The organism is Desulfuromonas versatilis (assembly GCF_019704135.1).
GTDB lineage: Bacteria > Desulfobacterota > Desulfuromonadia > Desulfuromonadales > NIT-T3 > Desulfuromonas_A > Desulfuromonas_A versatilis.
Map to the genome: position 1 here is coordinate 4423858 of NZ_AP024355.1, position 16348 is coordinate 4440205.

The 16348-nt window shown below is 67.4% G+C and carries 16 protein-coding genes; all 16 read right to left on the reverse strand.

The genetic code is table 11. The features are described from left to right. Window positions 1–4: 4 nt before the first annotated feature. Window positions 5–1771: an ABC transporter ATP-binding protein gene (locus tag DESUT3_RS19850; RefSeq protein ID WP_221250229.1), complete on the reverse strand. Its 1767-nt coding sequence runs from the start codon at window positions 1769–1771 to the stop codon at window positions 5–7. Then, entirely contained in the window at window positions 1768–2325 is a 558-nt protein-coding gene (locus DESUT3_RS19855; protein WP_221250230.1) for a Gx transporter family protein, read from the reverse strand. The genes DESUT3_RS19850 and DESUT3_RS19855 overlap by 4 nt, the downstream gene beginning before the upstream one ends. Beyond that, entirely contained in the window at window positions 2306–2701 is a 396-nt protein-coding gene (locus DESUT3_RS19860; RefSeq protein WP_221250231.1) for a NusG domain II-containing protein, read from the reverse strand. The genes DESUT3_RS19855 and DESUT3_RS19860 overlap by 20 nt, the downstream gene beginning before the upstream one ends. After that, window positions 2692–3693, reverse strand: a complete 1002-nt coding sequence (locus tag DESUT3_RS19865; RefSeq protein WP_221250232.1) for an FAD:protein FMN transferase — start codon at window positions 3691–3693, stop codon at window positions 2692–2694. Before DESUT3_RS19865 ends, DESUT3_RS19860 begins: the two co-directional genes overlap by 10 nt. 94 nt (window positions 3694–3787) lie before the next feature. After that, window positions 3788–5134, reverse strand: coding sequence for a 30S ribosomal protein S12 methylthiotransferase RimO (rimO, locus tag DESUT3_RS19870; RefSeq protein ID WP_221252609.1), 1347 nt, complete (start codon window positions 5132–5134; stop codon window positions 3788–3790). A 95-nt stretch (window positions 5135–5229) separates the two neighbouring features. Then, a complete protein-coding gene (locus DESUT3_RS19875) occupies window positions 5230–5715 on the reverse strand; it encodes a YajQ family cyclic di-GMP-binding protein (RefSeq protein ID WP_221250233.1) in 486 nt (161 codons plus the stop codon). A 187-nt stretch (window positions 5716–5902) separates the two neighbouring features. Beyond that, window positions 5903–6679 (reverse strand): LolA family protein, encoded by a 777-nt coding sequence (locus tag DESUT3_RS19880; RefSeq protein WP_221250234.1) that lies wholly within the window; start codon window positions 6677–6679, stop codon window positions 5903–5905. Window positions 6680–6812: 133 nt separating this feature from the next. After that, the gene (locus DESUT3_RS19885) at window positions 6813–7304 is read right to left on the reverse strand and encodes a chemotaxis protein CheD (protein WP_221250235.1); all 492 of its coding nucleotides are present in this window, start codon (window positions 7302–7304) and stop codon (window positions 6813–6815) included. Then, a complete protein-coding gene (locus DESUT3_RS19890) occupies window positions 7301–7921 on the reverse strand; it encodes a chemotaxis protein CheC (protein ID WP_221250236.1) in 621 nt (206 codons plus the stop codon). Before DESUT3_RS19890 ends, DESUT3_RS19885 begins: the two co-directional genes overlap by 4 nt. Further along, window positions 7918–9834, reverse strand: a complete 1917-nt coding sequence (locus DESUT3_RS19895) for a chemotaxis protein CheA (RefSeq protein WP_221250237.1) — start codon at window positions 9832–9834, stop codon at window positions 7918–7920. Before DESUT3_RS19895 ends, DESUT3_RS19890 begins: the two co-directional genes overlap by 4 nt. Window positions 9835–9907: 73 nt before the next feature. After that, window positions 9908–10273: a response regulator gene (locus DESUT3_RS19900; RefSeq protein WP_221250238.1), complete on the reverse strand. Its 366-nt coding sequence runs from the start codon at window positions 10271–10273 to the stop codon at window positions 9908–9910. A gap of 19 nt (window positions 10274–10292) precedes the next feature. Beyond that, entirely contained in the window at window positions 10293–10709 is a 417-nt protein-coding gene (locus DESUT3_RS19905) for a chemotaxis protein CheW (protein ID WP_221250239.1), read from the reverse strand. A gap of 6 nt (window positions 10710–10715) precedes the next feature. Beyond that, the gene (locus DESUT3_RS19910) at window positions 10716–11981 is read right to left on the reverse strand and encodes a methyl-accepting chemotaxis protein (protein WP_221250240.1); all 1266 of its coding nucleotides are present in this window, start codon (window positions 11979–11981) and stop codon (window positions 10716–10718) included. A 63-nt stretch (window positions 11982–12044) separates the two neighbouring features. Then, complete coding sequence (locus tag DESUT3_RS19915) at window positions 12045–12899, reverse strand: CheR family methyltransferase (protein ID WP_221250241.1); 855 nt, start codon at window positions 12897–12899, stop codon at window positions 12045–12047. A 77-nt stretch (window positions 12900–12976) separates the two neighbouring features. Then, on the reverse strand, window positions 12977–13972 hold the full coding sequence (gene thiL / locus DESUT3_RS19920) for a thiamine-phosphate kinase (protein ID WP_221250242.1): 996 nt from the start codon (window positions 13970–13972) through the stop codon (window positions 12977–12979). Next, on the reverse strand, window positions 13969–16317 hold the full coding sequence (gene lon / locus DESUT3_RS19925) for an endopeptidase La (RefSeq protein ID WP_225911572.1): 2349 nt from the start codon (window positions 16315–16317) through the stop codon (window positions 13969–13971). The genes thiL and lon overlap by 4 nt, the downstream gene beginning before the upstream one ends. Window positions 16318–16348 lie beyond the last annotated feature (31 nt).

The following is a 16348-nucleotide window of genomic DNA, read 5'->3' on the forward strand; positions in this document are numbered from 1 at the left end:
CCGCTCAGCGTCCGGCCCCGCGGGCCGCCTCCGTGGTTTCCCGGGTGAATCCTTCGAGTTCCCGCTCCAGGCGCTCCCGCTCAGCCAGCCGTGCGTAGAGCCCGTCCTGCCCCAGCAGTTCCTCGTGAGTCCCCTGCTGAACCAGGCGGCCCGCCTCGAGCACCAGGATCCGGTCGGTCTGCGCCAGCAGCGAGACCCGTCCGGAGACCAGCAGCACAGTCCGTCCGGCGAGCTGTGGCCGCAGCTGCGCCCAAACCGCCTCCGCAGTGGCCGCGTCGAGGTGGCTGAAGGGGTCGTCGAGCAGCCAAAGCGAACCGTCGCGCACCAGCGCCCGTCCCAGGCAGACCCGCTGGCGCTGACCGCCGGAGAGGGTCATCCCCCCTTCGCCCACCCGGGTCTGGTAACCCTGCCCGAAGCCGGCAATCTCCTGCTCCAGGCACACCTGGCGGCTTACCTGGCGCAGACGCTCCTCGCCCGCCTCGGGGGAGGCGTAGAGCAGGTTCTCCCGCACGCTCCCGGAAAACAGCCGCCCCTCCTGGGGGACCGCGGCCAACCGCCGGCGGTAGCCGCGCGGCTCGAGCCCTGCCAGGTCCTCATCGTCGATGAACAGCTTGCCCGGGGGCAGGGGGTAGAGCCCGGCGAGCAGCCGCAGCAGCGTGGTCTTGCCCGCCGCGGTCGGCCCGGCGATCCCCACCAGGGACCCGGCGGGCAGCTCGAACTGCAGCTCGCGCAGTACCGCGGAGCCGGCGTAGGCGAAATCGAGGCCGCGCAGGGTGACCCGCGGGGCCTGCCGCGGCGGGGCCTCCACCGGCGCCGGAGCGGGGGCCGGCAGATCGAGCAGGATGCCGAGCCGCTCCATGCTGGCCGCGGCGCGCTGCAGCAGGGTCAGCACCCAGCCGAGCAGCAGGGTCGGCCAGGTGAGCTGCATCAGATAGGCGTTGAAGGCCACCAGCTCGCCGAGGCTCATACTGCCGGCGGCCACCCGGCCGCCGCCGAAATAGATCACCAGCAGGGTTCCCAGCGGCCCGACCAGGGTCATCACCGGCAGCACCAGCGAGCGCAGCCGGGCCAGCACCAGGTTGCGGCGCAGGTACTCCTCGTTGAGCCCGTCGAACTGCCGGGTGCGCACCCCCTGCAGGCCGCAGGCGCGGATCACCGCCTGCCCCGAGACCGCCTCCTCCACCGCCTCGCTGAGCTGCCCGACCCCCTCCTGGACCAGGGTCGAGTGATGCAGCAGGTGCCGGCTCAGGTACTTGACCGCCAGCAGCATCAGCGGATAGGGGATCAGCGCCAGCAGGGTCAGCGAGGGCGAGAGGCCCAGCAGCAGCACCAGGGTGAACAGATAGACCAGGGCGGCGTTGAGAATGGTCAGCACACCGAAACCCGCCAGCATCCGCACGTTGGCCAGGTCGTTGGTGAAGCGCGAGAGCAGGTCGCCGGTGCGGTGCCGGTCGAAAAAGGCCGACTGCTGGCCGAGCAGCCGGGCGAGCAGGTCGCGGCGCAGGTCGAGTTCGATGCGCCGCGCGGCATGCAGATACTTCTGCCGCGAACGGATCCGGGTCCCCCCCCGCACCAGGGCGGCCAGGCCGAGGACCGCGGCATAGATGGGGATCTCCCCCTGGCGCCCCGCGGGGATGGCGTCCACCCCGGCCTTGAGCATCCAGGGGATGACCAGCGCCAGCGCGTCGGTGACCGCCAGCCAGGCCAGCCCGGCCCACAGGGCCCCCTGGTAGCGCCGCAGGTAGGGAATGAGGGAGAGCAGGGATTTCACCGATCCTCCCCCCCCTGGAAGGCCGCGTGCCCCCGCAGCAGCTCGAGCAGCAGGTCCGCGGCGATGCCGTTGGCCACCCCGGTGCCGGCGGCGAAGAGCAGGAAGAAAGGGAACATCTGCCAGAGCCCGTCGTGCCGGACCAGCAGCAGCCAGGCCACCAGCACCTGGCCGGCGGCGTGGCCGGCGGCGCCGAGCACCGAGACGCCCACCGGACCGATCAGCCGGCCGAACAGGGCGCGGGCGCCGGTCATCAGCGCGGTGGCCGCCACCCCGCCACCGAGCGAGAGCAGAAAACCGGGCGAGAACAGGTTGCCCAGCAGCAGCGAGCCGACCCCGATGCGGGTCAGGTTGACCGCCCAGGCGGCCCGGCCGCCGTAGAGAAACAGGGCGGTCAGGGCGAGGATGTTGGCGAAGCCGAGGCGAAACCAGGGGACCGGGGACGGCAGGAGAAACTCGAGGGTATGCAGGGCCACCGCCAGGGCGGCAAACAGGGCGAGAAAGATTCGCCGGCGGGAACGCTGCAGCTCCACAGGGTCAACGGCTGATGAGGTCATAGTCCTCCCGCCGCTGGCCCCCGCGCCCCTCGATGCGCACCAGCAGGTGATTGGGGACGCAGGCCAGCAGTTCCCCCTCGCGGGCCACCTCGCCCATGCCGATGCAGACCTTCAAAGGACAGGGGCTTTCGAGGATGCAGACCTTGCCCCCGTGGATGGAAAGAAGCGCCGCCCCGAGGGGACCCTCGAGGAGGGCGGTGCGCTCTTCGGCGAGGGGCGCGGTAAAGATCACCTTGCCGTCGCGCTCGACCACCACCCGCTCGCCGCGAGCTCCCGTGCCGGCCAGCACCACCCCGCCGAGCCCCGCCAGTAATACGGCAAGCACGATCACCCGGTCGAGCCAGGTGGTGCGGCGCAGCAGCGGGCTCAGGGCCACGACAGCCGCTCCTTCAGCCCCGGCGAGGGGTGGGGCACCCCGTCGGCGCCCACCACCATCCCTTCGGCGCCGGGGAACTGTTCCAGAAGGGCCAGCCCGGCCTCGGGCCCCAGCACGAAGGCCGCCGTGGCCAGAGCGTCGGCCAACATGGCGCTGTCGGCCACCACGGTGACGCTCTGGCTGGCTGCGGACGGGTAACCGGTGCGGGGATCGAAGAGGTGATGGTAGCGCCTGCCGTCCTTCTCGAAAAACCGCTCGTAGTCCCCCGAAGTGACCACCGCGGTGTCGGCCAGCGCCAGGGTGGCGAGCATGACCTGATCCTGGCGCGGGTGCTGAATCCCGATCCGCCAGGGGCGTCCCTGGTGGTCGCCAAGCAGGCGCAGGTCGCCGCCGGCATTGATCGAGGCACGCTCGATGCCGGCGTTTTTCAGCACCGCCGCCGCCCGGTCGACGGCATAGCCCTTGGCGATACCACCGAGATCGACGGCCAGGTCGACGGCCCCTTTCTCCACCCGGGTCCCGTCCAGACGCAGGGCCTCGAGCCCGGTTCCCTGCAGGGCCTCGGCGATATCGCCCGCCGCAGGGACGCGGGGATTCTCCGTCTCCACCCCCCACAGCTCCTTGAGCCGGCCCAGGGTCATGTCGAAGGCCCCCCCGCTGACCCTGGCCACCTGCAGTCCCAGGGTGAGGACCGCGGCGGTATCCGGCGAGACCTCCAGGGAGGAGACCGGCCCGGCCAGGCGGGCGACGTCGCTGCCCGGGAGATGGGGAGACATCAGCCCCTCGATGCGGCTCATCTCGGCGAAGGCGTCATTGACCGCCGCCTCGAGAGCGTCCTGATCTTCGCCCAGGGCGGTAATTTCCACCACCGTCCCCATGATGATGCGGCTACGGCGCACCTCGCCGCGACCCTCCCCCCCCCAGCGCTGGAAGGAAAAGACGGCGACGATCAACAGCAGCAAAACAACAATAAAAGGGCGATTGAAGGGCAAGGAGAGGTCTCCGCAGGGCAGGAATCGAAACGGGAAAAAAGCGGAGGGGCTCGGCCGGCACGCCTCACCCCTCACGCCTCACCCCTCACGACCTTCAGGATTCGACGATTTCGCCGATCAGGTCGTAATCCGAGGAATCGGTGATGCGCAGCGCCACGATAGAGCCGATGTCGGCGTGGCCGGCGGTGACATAGACCTGGCCGTCGACGTCGGGAGCCTGGCGGATGCTGCGGCCGCGCAGCAGCAGGTCGGTCTCCTCGCTGTAGCCCTCGATGAGCACCGGCTCGGTATTGCCTACCAGGGCCCGGTTCTTGCGGAAGGAGACCCGTTTCTGCGCCTTCATCAGCTTCTGGTAGCGGCTCTTCTTGATCCGCTCAGGGACCTGGCTTTCCAGCTCCGCCGCGGCGGTCCCCTCCTCGCGGGAGTAGCGGAACACCCCGACCCGCTCGAAGTGCCCCTCGTTGACGAAATCGAGCAACCGCTCGAACTGGGACTCGGTCTCCCCGGGAAAGCCGACGATGAATGAGGTGCGCAGGGTGATTTCGGGGATCCGCCGGCGCAGCCGGTCGAGCAGGCCGCGGATCGCCGCCTGGTCCACCCGCCGGTTCATCATGGCGAGAATGCTATCGTCCACGTGCTGCAGCGGCACGTCGAGGTACTTGCAGATCTTCTCCTCGCTGGCGATCAGCTCGATCAGCTCGTCGCTGATGCCGTCGGGGTAAGCGTACAGCAGGCGCAGCCACTGCAGCCCCTCGATCTTGACCAGCTCGCCCAGCAGGTCCTCGAGGCGCGCCCCGTCCTCGCGGTCGGCGCCGTAGGCGGTCACGTCCTGGGCGATCAGGTTGACCTCCTTGACCCCTTCGGCGACCAGCCTTTGCACCTCGGCAACCACCGAGGCGATGCTGCGCGAGCGCAGGGTGCCGCGCAGCTGCGGGATGATGCAGTAGGAGCAGTGGTTGGCGCAGCCCTCGGCGATCTTGACGTAGGTCGAGTAGAAGGGGGAGGACTTGACCCGCGGCGTGGTGTGGTCGTAGAGGTAATCGGCCATGCCCACCGCCAGCGGCAGCCGCTCGCCCTCAAGGTCGGCATCGAGCAGCTCGACGATGCGCGGCGCATCGCCGGTCCCCATGAACAGGTCGACCTCGGGCAGCTCGCGGGCGAGCTCGTCCTGGTAGCGCTGGGGCAGGCAGCCGCTGACCACCAGCTTGCGGCAGTTCCCATTCTTCTTGAAGTCGGCCACCTCGAGGATGGTTTCCACCGACTCCTCCTTGGCTTCCTTGATGAAGGAGCAGGTGTTGACGATGATGATGTCGGCCTTGGCCTCGTCGGTGATGATCTCGAAGCGGTCGGCGGGCAGATGCCCGAGCATCACCTCGGCGTCCACCAGGTTTTTCGGACAGCCGAGGCTGACCAGTGCGACTTTCTGTTTTTTCAAGGCGATTTCCTTCGGAAATCAGGCCAAAGGCAAAAGGCCAGAGGCAAAAAGGAGTATTTCAGCTCCCATCTCCCTCCTTCCTTCTCCCTTCTCCTGAGATATTACGATCTCATATTCACGAACTGCAGCTCGACCCCCAGGTCCTGGCCCTTGAGCAGCTGGATGACCTGCTGCAGGTCGTCGATCTGCTTGCCGGTGACCCGCACCTGGTCCTCCATGATCTGGGGCTGGACCTTGAGCTTGGAGTCCTTGATCAGCTTGATGATCTCCTTGCCCTTGTCCTTGGAAATCCCCTGCACGATGGCCACCCGCTGGCGCACGGCGCCGGCGGAAGCCGGCTCCTTCTTGCCGAAATCGAGGCACTTGGGCGAGACGTTGCGCCGCACCAGCTTCCCCTTGAGGATGTCCACCACCGCCTGCAGCTTGTAGTCGTCGGCGGCCAGGATGACCATGGCTTCCTTTTCCAGCTCGATCTCGTTGTGGGTCCCCTTGAAATCGTAGCGCTGCTCGATCTCCTTGCGGGCCTGGTTGACGGCGTTGTCGATCTCCTGCATGTCGACCTTGGAAACAATGTCAAAGCTGGGCATCGCTGTCCCTCCCTCGCGAAATTCTCCCGGCCGGGCTGAAGAACCCCACCGAATCAAAGACTTATAACACACAACCGCCCCGGATGGGAAGTCCCAATCCAGGGCGGTTGCCAGCTGTCGGCATTCAGCGATCAGCTTTCAGCTTTTTCTGGTTACTCGTTACTTATCACTCGTCACGCCTCTGGGTTTAAAAGCCCATCTCCGCGCCGGTGGGGCGCAGCACCTCGACGCCGGCGGGCAGGATGAAATTGAACTGGCCCGCGGAGAGCCCGCGGTTGACCCGGACATTGCTGAACTCGATGAGCGTGCTGTTGCCGCTGGGGTCGTAGACCAGGGTCGAGAGAATCGGGAAGACGCTCCCCGTCTGCCCCGACCGGGATTTGGCGAGCACCGCCTCGCGGGCGACCACCACCTGCATCCGCTCGATCATCGGCGATACCCGACGCGGGCGCAGCTCGAGCACCCAGTTGCCGACCAGATCCTGGTTCGGCGAAGCCCAGGTGATCAGAAAATCCCGGGAGAGGTTGCCCAGTCCGGTCAGGAAGGTGACCGGGTCGTTGGCCCGGGCCTGGGAGGTGAAATCGATTTCCGAGCGGATCACCTGGCGGTTCTCCGGCAGGTAGACCCAGATGGTGCTGCCGTCCGAGACGATCTCCTGGGTGGTCGGCTGGTCGTATTCCCAGCGGAACAGGGCGCGGGGCACCAGGTCGCCGCGGTCCCGGTCAAATTTCACCGAGACGCGGCCGCGGCCGCGCTGCAGCCGGTCGAGGGAAACGATGCGCGACTCCTGGAAGAAATCCCCCTGGAAATCGTGGATCGCCGCCTGCGGGTCACCGCCGCTGCGGAAGGGACCCTCCAGGGTGGCAACAACCTCGCTCAGGCCGATGGACTCGCCCTTCTGGGCGAGCAGCAGCGAAGGCGCCGCCAGCAGCAGGGCGAGGGAAAGAATGCAAAGCCGCTTCATGACTTCCTCCTTGAAAAAATTGTATCCAGAATACAGAAGCCAGAAGCCAGGAGCCAGAAGGAAAACGCATAAGCCATTAAATGCGGCATTTTCCTGGATTCTGGATTCTGACTCCTGGATTCGCTCTTTCGCCTTAAAGAGTGATGATCTTTTCCCCGCCGCGCACCGAGCGCACCAGCACCTGGCCGCTGGCGAGGTCGAAGAACACCGTGCGCCCGTAATTGCCGCCGACATCCTCGGCGAGCAGGGGAACCCCCAGGGCGGCAAGCAGCTCCCTGGCACAGCGGGCGTTGCGGGCGCCGATCCCCTCTTCGGGGCTGGGGTGGAGCGATTCGAACATGTTGGCGCCGCCGATGATCTTGGCCCAGATCCGCTCCCGCGCGGCACCCAGTTCTTCGAGCTGCTCAAGCATGAGGCCAATGGCGGTGCTGACGAACTTGCTCGGCCGCGCCTCCTCCCGCCCCTGCCGGGGTGCGGGAAGCAGGGTGTGGGCGAGGCCACCGACCTTCTGCCCCGGGTCGTAGAGCACGATCCCCAGACAGGAGCCCAGGCCGAAGGTGGCCAGTTCGGCCGGGGCCTGCGCAACCTGCAGTTCGGATATTCCCACCCTGAGCTGCGGGGTCATCCCTCCCCTCCCACGGCCTCGAGAATGACATCCAGGGTATGGGGATCGGGCAGCAGCAGGAAATGCCCCTTGATCGGCTCCTGATCCGGCCGGTCGCCCCAGAAATCGGTCTCCACGATCAGGGCCAGCTCCCCCGCCTCGCTCAGTTCGATGAGGATATTGTCCACAACGGCACCCGCCATGTCAAAAGCCAGCAGGGGGATCGAGGGGATCAGGGTCATGTGCAGCAGGCTGCCCAGGGCGCTGAGATAGGCCGAGGAAAGGATGTTGCCGACCTCCTTGAGGGTGGAGGTGCTCAGCTCATCCAGCTCGGACTCCCGAAACTCCTTGCGCACCAGCCGGGACAGCAGCAGGGTGACGCTTTCCCGGGGAAAGACCAGCAGGATGTTGCCCCGGGCGTCGCCGAGCACCTGCAGGGTGATCCCCACCACCACCTTTTCCGGACCGCCCAGCAGGTCGGGAACCGCGCCGATCTCGCTGACGGTGATCCGCGGAACCCGCAGGTGCACGGTGTCCCCGATCATCTGCGACAGGGCGGTGGCCGCATGGCCCATGCCGATGTTGCTGATTTCCTTGAGCGCGTCAAGCTGCGTCTCGGTCAGATGGGTAAAGGTCATCGGGCTTCTCCCGGGGCGGCCGCCGATACGCCTGCAGGCCGTTCGTCGAGCATGGTTTGCGGATCGATGATGAACAGGATGCTGCCGTCGCCAAGCACCGTGGCGCCGCTCACGCCAGGCAGCCGGTTCAGGGGGTACTCCAGGGCCTTGACGAAGACTTCGCGCTGGCCGGCCAGCCGATCGACCACCAGGCCGACGCGCCGCCCGCGGATTTCGCTCACCACGATCTGGATCCCTCCCCCGAAGGGGCGGTTCGGCTGGCGCAGGATCTTGCGCAGGGAGAGCAGAGGTAGCATTTCGTCCCCCAGCCGGATGACCAGCTGGCGGCCGCTGGAGCGGATCTCCTCCCGGGTCACTTCCAGGGTGCGTTGCACCTTGGTGATCGGCAGCCCGACCAGGAAGCCGTCCGATTCCACCAGCAGGATCTGGATGATGGCCACCGACAGGGGGAGCTTGACCAGCATCCGGCTGCCCCGGCCCTGCTGGGACTGGATCTCCAGAGAACCGCCGAGGCTCTCCACGGCCGACTTGACCACGTCCATTCCGACGCCGCGCCCGGAGGTCTCGGTCACCTGCTCGGCGGTGGAAAACCCCGGGTGGCAGACCAGCTGCAGCAGGTCGCGCTCGCGCATCCCGCGGGCCTGGGCCGCTGAGAGCAGACCGCGCTCCTGGGCCTTGCGGCGGATCGCCTCCGGATCCATGCCACGTCCGTTGTCGGCTACCTCGAGCAGCACCAGGTCCTTTTCCCTGGTGGCCCGCACCTGGACCTCGCCGCGCTCCTCGATGCCGTGGTCGACGGCGTTGCGCACCATGTGCACCAGCGGATCGGCCAGCTCCTCAAGGATCGCCCGGTCCAGCTCGACTTCCTCGCCCTCGATGCGCAGGGCGACCTGCTTGCCGGTCTTGCGCTCCAGGTCCCGCACCAGGCGGGGCAGGCGTCCGGTGATGCTCTCCAGCGGGGTCATTCGCACCTGCAGCACGTGGTGGTGCAGATCGGTGACCAGCCTGGCGAGTTGGTCGAGCCCGCCGCTCAGATCCTTCCAGCGCTCGGCCTGGGCAGCGGCCTGCAGCATGTAGCGGCTGGTGAGCAGTTCTCCGGTCAGGTTGATAAAGGTGTCCAGCAGATCGGTGCGAACCCGCACCGTGCGGTGGCCTTCGCCGCGGCGTGGGGTCCGGGCGGCCGCGGCAGGCTCCACCACCTCCACCAGGCTCACCTCGGCGATGTCGCTCATCGCCTGGAGGGTTTTTTCGATCTCTTCGGCTGCGCGGCCACTTTGCAGCCGCACCTCGAGGGCCCTGGGCGAAGCCCCCTTTTTCAAGGCCTCCTCGCCCGGCTCGCTGTGGGTCACCGTGCCGAGCGCAGCCAGACCCCGCAGGGCCAGCAGTGCCCGGGCGGCCGGGGCCACCGTCCCTTCGGCGAAGGTCGCAACGATCCGCCAGCTGCGCGCCGCCTCGGCGCCCCGGGTTTCCGCCTTCCCCTCGGGCTCCACGGCCGGAGCTTTGGCCTGTTCCCGGCCCCTGGGAGGCGGATCGGCGGCGGGCGCCGGCGAAGTCTTGCCCTGCCCGGCGATAAACCCCGCCACCTCCCGCTCCGGATGCTCGGCAGCGACATCCCCGAGCAGGCCTTCGAGCAGGTCGAGCCCTTCGAGCATGTGGTCGACCGCCGGCGGCGGAACGGCGCCGGTGGAGCGGAAGCCGTCCATCAGGTCTTCCAGGTGATGAGCCAGTTCGGCGGTGCGCTCATAGCCCATGGAGGCGGCCATCCCCTTGACCGAATGGGCCTCCCTGAACAGGGCGTCGATCCCCTCGCGGTCGGCGGGGTTCTTCTCCAGGGCGATGAGCAGGCGGCTCATCTTCTTGAGATGCTCTCTGGATTCGCTCAGGAACATCTCGCGGTATTTGGACATGTCCATGGATTGCTCTCCGCAGAGCCCGAAGCCGGAAGCCAGAGGCTGGGAAACGGGCACCCGGCCCCGCGCTCAGATCCTAATCCGCCACCACCCGCCCCACCACCTCGAGCACCCGCTCGGCTTTGAAGGGTTTGACGATGAAGTCGCGGGCGCCGGCCTGGACCGCTTCCAGGATCAGCGACTCCTGGCCGAGGGCGCTGCACATGACCACACGGGCTGCGGGGTCGTCATCGATGATCTCCTTGAGAGCTTCGATGCCGCTGCGCAGGGGCATGACGATGTCCATGGTGACCAGGTCGGGCTGGAGCCTGCGGTAGCTTTCCACCGCCTCGATGCCGTTGCCCGCCTCGCCGATAACCTCGTAGCCCCCATCGATGAAGATTTCCTTGAGCATGTTGCGCATGAAAAGGGCATCGTCCACGATCAGTACCCTTGCCGCCATAAGACCCTCCTGTGGCAGATCAGATCTTCTCCAGGCTGCCCAGCAGCCGTTCCATGTCCAACAAATTCACCATGTCCGCCTCCAGGTTCAGCACCCCGCGGATGCAGGCGGTCTGCTGCTCCTGCTGCTGCACCGGCAACAGCGCATCCGGGTCGAGGGGCACGATTTTGCCAAGGGCCGCCACCGCCAGCGCCAGCCGGCCGAACTCCCGGCTCAGGACGATGACCCGCGGGTCGCGCTCCCGGTTGTCGAAGCCCAGCAGCGCCGCCAGGTCGAGCACCGGCAGAATGCTGCCGTGCACGTTGATCGCCCCGAGCAGCCAGTCGGCCCCCCGCGGCACCTGGTAAATGGGCGGCGATTCGACGATCTCCTGCAGATGGGCGATCTCCAGGCCGTAATGCTCGGCGCCCAGGCGAAAGGTCAGCACCTGTTCCATGCCGCCTCAAGCGTTGCCCAGCTCGAAGCGGCGCACCACCTCGAGCAGGTCTTCGGCCAGCGTCGAAAGCCCCTGGGCGGCATGGGCCATCTCCTCCATGGCGGCCGACTGCTGCTGGGTGGTGGCGGAGACCTCCTCGGTGGCGGCGGCATTGTCGGCCACCACCCGGGAGATCTCATCGATCGCCTTGACCATGCCGGCGGAGCCTTCGGTCTGCTTTTCCGCCAGTTCGGCGATGCCGGTGGCCTTGGTCTGGGTCACCAGGGCGGTCTGGATGATCTCCTCGAAGGCCTGGCCGGTGGTGTTGATGGCATCCCGGCCGGCGCCGATCTCGCGGATGCTCTCGCTCATCGAGGCCTGCACCTTCTGCCCCTCGTCGCGGATCGCCTCGATCAGCTCGGTGATCTCCCCGGCCGACTGGCCGGTGGAGTCGGCCAGCTTGCGGATCTCCTCGGCGACCACCGCGAAGCCGCGCCCGTACTCACCGGCGCGGGCCGCTTCGATGGTGGCGTTGAGGGCCAGCAGGTTGGTCTTGCCGGCGATGCCGGTGATCACCTCGACGATCTTGCCGATCTTCTGCACCTGCATCCCGAAGGACCCCATCTGCGCGCCGTTGCGCTCCACGTCGGCGAGCACCTGTTTCATCTTGCCGATGGCGGTGCCGACCATCTCCCCGCCGCGCTGGGCGGTGCCGGCGGTGTCGTTGGCCGAGGCGGCGACCTTTTTCGCCGAGGAGGCGATCAGCTCGATGGAGACCGCCATCTCCTTGATCAGCCGCGAGCAGCGCTCGATCATCTCGGCCTGGGTCTCGGCGCCGCGGCTGATCTGCTCCACAGTGTTGGCAACCTCGTTGGCCGAGGCGGTCATTTCCTCCGAGGTCGAGGAGAGCCCCTGGGCCGACTCGGCCACCCTGATCGAGGAGGAGCGGATCTTGCCCACCAGCTCGCGCAGGCTTTCGACCACCTGGTTCAGCGAATTGGCCAGGTCGAGGGTCTCGTCGGGAAGGGCGGTGCTGCGCAGCTGCACCGGCTGGGACAGGTCCCCCTGGCGAAGCCGCTCGGCCGACTCGGTCAGCACCCGGATATTGGCGGTAAAGGCCCGGGAAAAACCCCAGCCCAGGGCGAGGCCCACCAGGATGGCGCAGCCCACCGAGAACAGCTGCTGCCATTCCTGGGGAATTCCCAGGTAGGGGACCACCAGGTTGACCAGCACGATGGAACCCACCACGATGATGAATCCCATGATGAACTTGTTGCTGATTTCAACGCGCATCGTTCCGCTCCTTTTGTGGCAAAAAAGGCAACAGCAAATCTCTGTTTCGTGCCTGGGCCTGCCTCAGCGTCGCCGGTAAATCCGCTCCTCGGGGTTTTCCACCGAAAACAGCTGACGGGTCTCGCCGAGCATGGATTCGGCCCGCCCGAGCACCAGGAAGCCGTCCGCGGGAAGCGCCGCGGCGAAGCCGGCAAGGATTCTGTCCTGCTCCTGGCGGGAGAAATAGATCAGCACGTTCCGGCACAGGATCAGGTCGGCCGAGGGATAATCGCCGGCAGTCAGCACGTTGTGCTGCCGGAACTGGACCATGGTGCGGATGCGCTCATCGAGGCGGAAGAAGCGCCCCTCCCGGGTAAAGTATTTGTCGCGCAACGCGGCGGGCAGTTCGGTCATCCGCTGCGGATCGAAAACCCCGCTGCCGGCCCGCTCGAGGATCGCCGGGCTGAGGTCGGTGCCGAGGATCGCGACGCGGACATCCCGCGGCGCCAGTTCGCTGACCAGCAGGGCCAGCGAATAGGGTTCCTCGCCGCTGGAGCAGCCGACGCTCCAGAGCAGAAGCTCCCGGCGTCCCTGCTGGCGTGCCCGGGCGAACAGCCGGGGCAGAACCTCGGCCTCCAGGGCGGCAAAGGTCGCCGGGTTGCGAAAGAACTGGGAGACGTGGATGGTCAGTGCCGTCATCAGCGCATCGACCTCGGACTCCCGGCTGCGCAGAACGGCGAGGTAGGCGGCGGCGTCATCCAGCCCCAGGGCACGCACCCGCTTGGCGACCCGGCGACGGATGCAGCGGTCCTTGTACATCCCCAGGTCAAAACCGAGCTTGTCGAGCAGAATCCGGCGAACCTCGGCAAATTCCTCGTCGGGAAACTCACTCCCCACGAAAGGGGCGAGACGTTCTTTGTCCGACCCCTGCTCGGTCAAATACACCCTCCGGAGTGCAAACAAGCAAACATCGATCCAAAATTCCGATCCCGGGCCAAAATTCCCCGCAACCCGGCTCAGGCGCCCGGCTGAAAGTGGTTGAAGCCCAGCCGCGTCGGCCGATAGGGGTGCCCCTGCAGATCGAGGATCTGCAAGCCTTCTTCCGGGGAAACGATCCGCCCTACCCGGGTCAGCGGAACCCCGACCTCGGCGGCAAGCCGCTGCAGCTGGGGTTCGTGGCGGGGATCCAGGGTAAACAACAGCTCATAGTCCTCGCCGCCGGCCAGCGCCAGTTCGACCAGGCCGGGCGCGGCCGCGAGCGCCGCGCGAAATGCCGGCGAGAGCGGCACCAGGCCCAGTTCAACACGGGCGCCGACCCCCGAGGCCTCGAGAACGTGTCCGAGGTCGGCCAGCAGGCCGTCGGAAAGGTCGATCATCGCCGAGGGCAGCCGGGCCGCCGCCAGGGCGCGCCCCAGGCCGCTGCGGGCGGTGGGGTCGTGGTGGCGCCGCGCCAGCCAGGGATCGGGCTCGGCGCCGGCGAGCAGCCGGTCGAGCGCCAGGGCGCTGTCGCCGAGGGTGCCGGAGACGTAGATGGCGTCTCCGGGGCGGGCCCCGCCGCGGCGGACCAGCTCCTCGGCAGGGACGCTCCCCTGGGCGGTGACCGAGATCAGCAGCGGCCCCGCCGAGCGGCAGGTGTCGCCGCCGACCAGGGCGGCGCCGTACTCGGCGGCCGCCTCGATGAACCCGGCCATGAACGCCTCGAGTTCCTCGGCTTCGGTGGCGGCCGGGATCCCCAGTCCGAGGAACAGGTGGCGGGGCGTCCCGCCCATGGCGGCGATGTCGCTGATGTTGACCGCGACGCTCTTGCGCCCCAGGCTGCGCGGATCGGTCCAGTCGCGGCGGAAGTGCACCTGCTCGATGAGCAGGTCGGTGGTGGTCAGCAGCAGCTCGCCGGGGGGCAGCTCCAGGGCGGCGCAATCGTCGCCGATGCCCAGGCGCACCCCGGGCCCGTCGCTCACCTGCTGGCGCAGCCGCCGGATAAAGCCGAACTCGCCAAGCTCGGAGAGCTTCATGCCTGCCCTTCCAGGGCTGCCTGCAACACCTCGTCCATGGTCCGGGCGAGAACGAAGCGCACCTTCTTGCGCAGGTGTGCGGGGATCTCCTCGATATCCTTCTCGTTGCGGTGGGGAATGATGATGGTGGTGATGTGGTGGCGTACCGCGGCCAGCACCTTCTCCTTGAGGCCGCCGATGGGCAGCACCTTGCCGCGCAGGGTGATTTCGCCGGTCATGGCCACCGCGTTGTTCACTTTGCGCCCGGAGAGCGCGGAGATCAGCGCCGTGGCCATGGTCACCCCGGCGCTCGGCCCGTCCTTGGGGATGGCCCCGGCGGGCACGTGCACATGGAGGTCGTGCTTCTCGAAGAACTCGGGGTCGATCCCCAGCTCGGCGGCGTTGGCCCGGGCGTAGGAGAGCGCGGCCTGGGCGCTCTCCTTCATCACGTCTCCCAGGTGCCCGGTGAGGGTGAGGCTCCCCTTGCCCTTCATGGTGTTGACTTCGACGAACAGGATCTCGCCGCCCACCTCGGTCCAGGCCAGCCCGGTGGCCACCCCGGCTTCGCTCTCGCTGCGCTCCTCTTCGGGGAGAAAACGCGGCGGGCCCAGAAACCGGTGCACCGCGGTCTCGGTGACCTGCACCGGCTTTTTCTTGCCCTCGGCAAAGCGCCGCGCCACCTTGCGGCAGACGCTGCCCAGCTCGCGCTCCAGGTTGCGCAGCCCGGCCTCGGCGGTGTACTCGGTGATCAGCTTGAGCAGCGCGTTGCGCGAGAAGCGCACGTCCTTCTGCTTGAGGCCGTTGGCCTCGCGCTGGCGGGGGATCAGGTAGCGCTCGGCGATGGAGAGCTTCTCCTCGGTGCTGTAGCCCGACAGGCGGATCACCTCCAGGCGGTCCTTGAGGGCCGAGGGGACCGGGTCCATGACGTTGGCCGTGGCGATGAACAGCACGTTGGACAGATCGAAGGGGAGGTTGATGTAGTGGTCGGAAAAGGCGTGGTTCTGCTCGGGATCGAGCAGCTCGAGAAGGGCCGCCGAGGGGTCGCCGCGGAAATCGGCGCCGATCTTGTCGAGCTCGTCGAGCATGAATACCGGGTTGTTGGTGCCGGCCTGCTTGATCCCCTGGATGATGCGCCCCGGCAGGGCGCCGACGTAGGTGCGGCGGTGGCCGCGGATCTCCGCCTCGTCCCGCACCCCGCCCAGCGAGATGCGCACGAACTTGCGCCCCAAGGCGCGGGCGATGGACTTGCCGAGGCTGGTCTTGCCCACCCCCGGCGGGCCGACAAAGCAGAGCACCGGACCCTTGAGCTCTTTTTTGAGCTTGCGCACGGCGAGAAACTCGAGGATGCGTTCCTTGACCTTCTCGAGGTTGAAATGATCCTCGTCAAGCACCTTGCGGGCTTTTTTCAGGTCGAGGTTGTCGCGGGTCGCCTTGCTCCAGGGCAGCTCCACCAGCCAGTCGAGAAAGGTGCGCAGCATGGAGTACTCGGCGGCCTCGGGGTGCATGGTTTCCAGGCGCCGCAGCTGTTTCTCGGCCTCGGCCTGGGCCTCCTCGGGCAACCCCGCCTCCTCGAGCTTCTGGCGCAGCTCGGCGACCTCTTCGGCGCGCATGTCGGTCTCGCCGAGCTCCGACTGGATGGCCCGCAACTGCTCGCGCAGGAAATACTCGCGCTGGGTCTTGCCCATCTCCTCCTTGGCCTGGCTCTGGATGCGGTTCTGCACCGCCATCAGCTCCAGCTCCTTGGCGAGGATGTCCTTGACCCGGCGCAGCCGTTCGAGGGGCTCGAGCACCTCGATCAGCTCCTGGGCCTGGCTGACCTTGAGGCCGATGTTGCTGGAAACCAGATCGGCGAGGCTCCCGGGGTCTTCGATGTTCTCCAGCACCACCAGCACTTCCGGGGGGAAGGAGCGGCCCATGTTCATGAGCTGCGCCAGCTGGTCGCGCACCGTGCGCATCAGCGCCTCGGTCTCCAGGCTCAGCTCGGTCACCCGCGGCTCGAGGCTGCGCTCGACCCGGGCGCTGAAGTAGGGCTCGGTGGCGACGAAATCGAGCAGCCGCCCCTTGGCCAGTCCCTGCACCAGCACCTTGACCCGGCCGTCGGGAAGCTTGAGCATGCGCATGATCATCGCCACCGTACCGACCCGGTAGATGTCCTCGGGCTCGGGTTCCTCCTGGGCCATCTCCTTCTGGGTGGCCAGGAAGATCAGCCGATCCTTGGCCAGGGCGGCATCGACGGCGGCGATCGACTTCTCGCGCCCGACGAACAGGGGGATAATCATGTAGGGGAAGATGACAACGTCCCGTACCGGGAGCAGGGGGAGAATTTCGGGGATCTGGAGTTCGCTCTTATCCTGGGGGTTATCCAATCGTTCCTCCGCTGGCAGCTTGGCTCGCAGA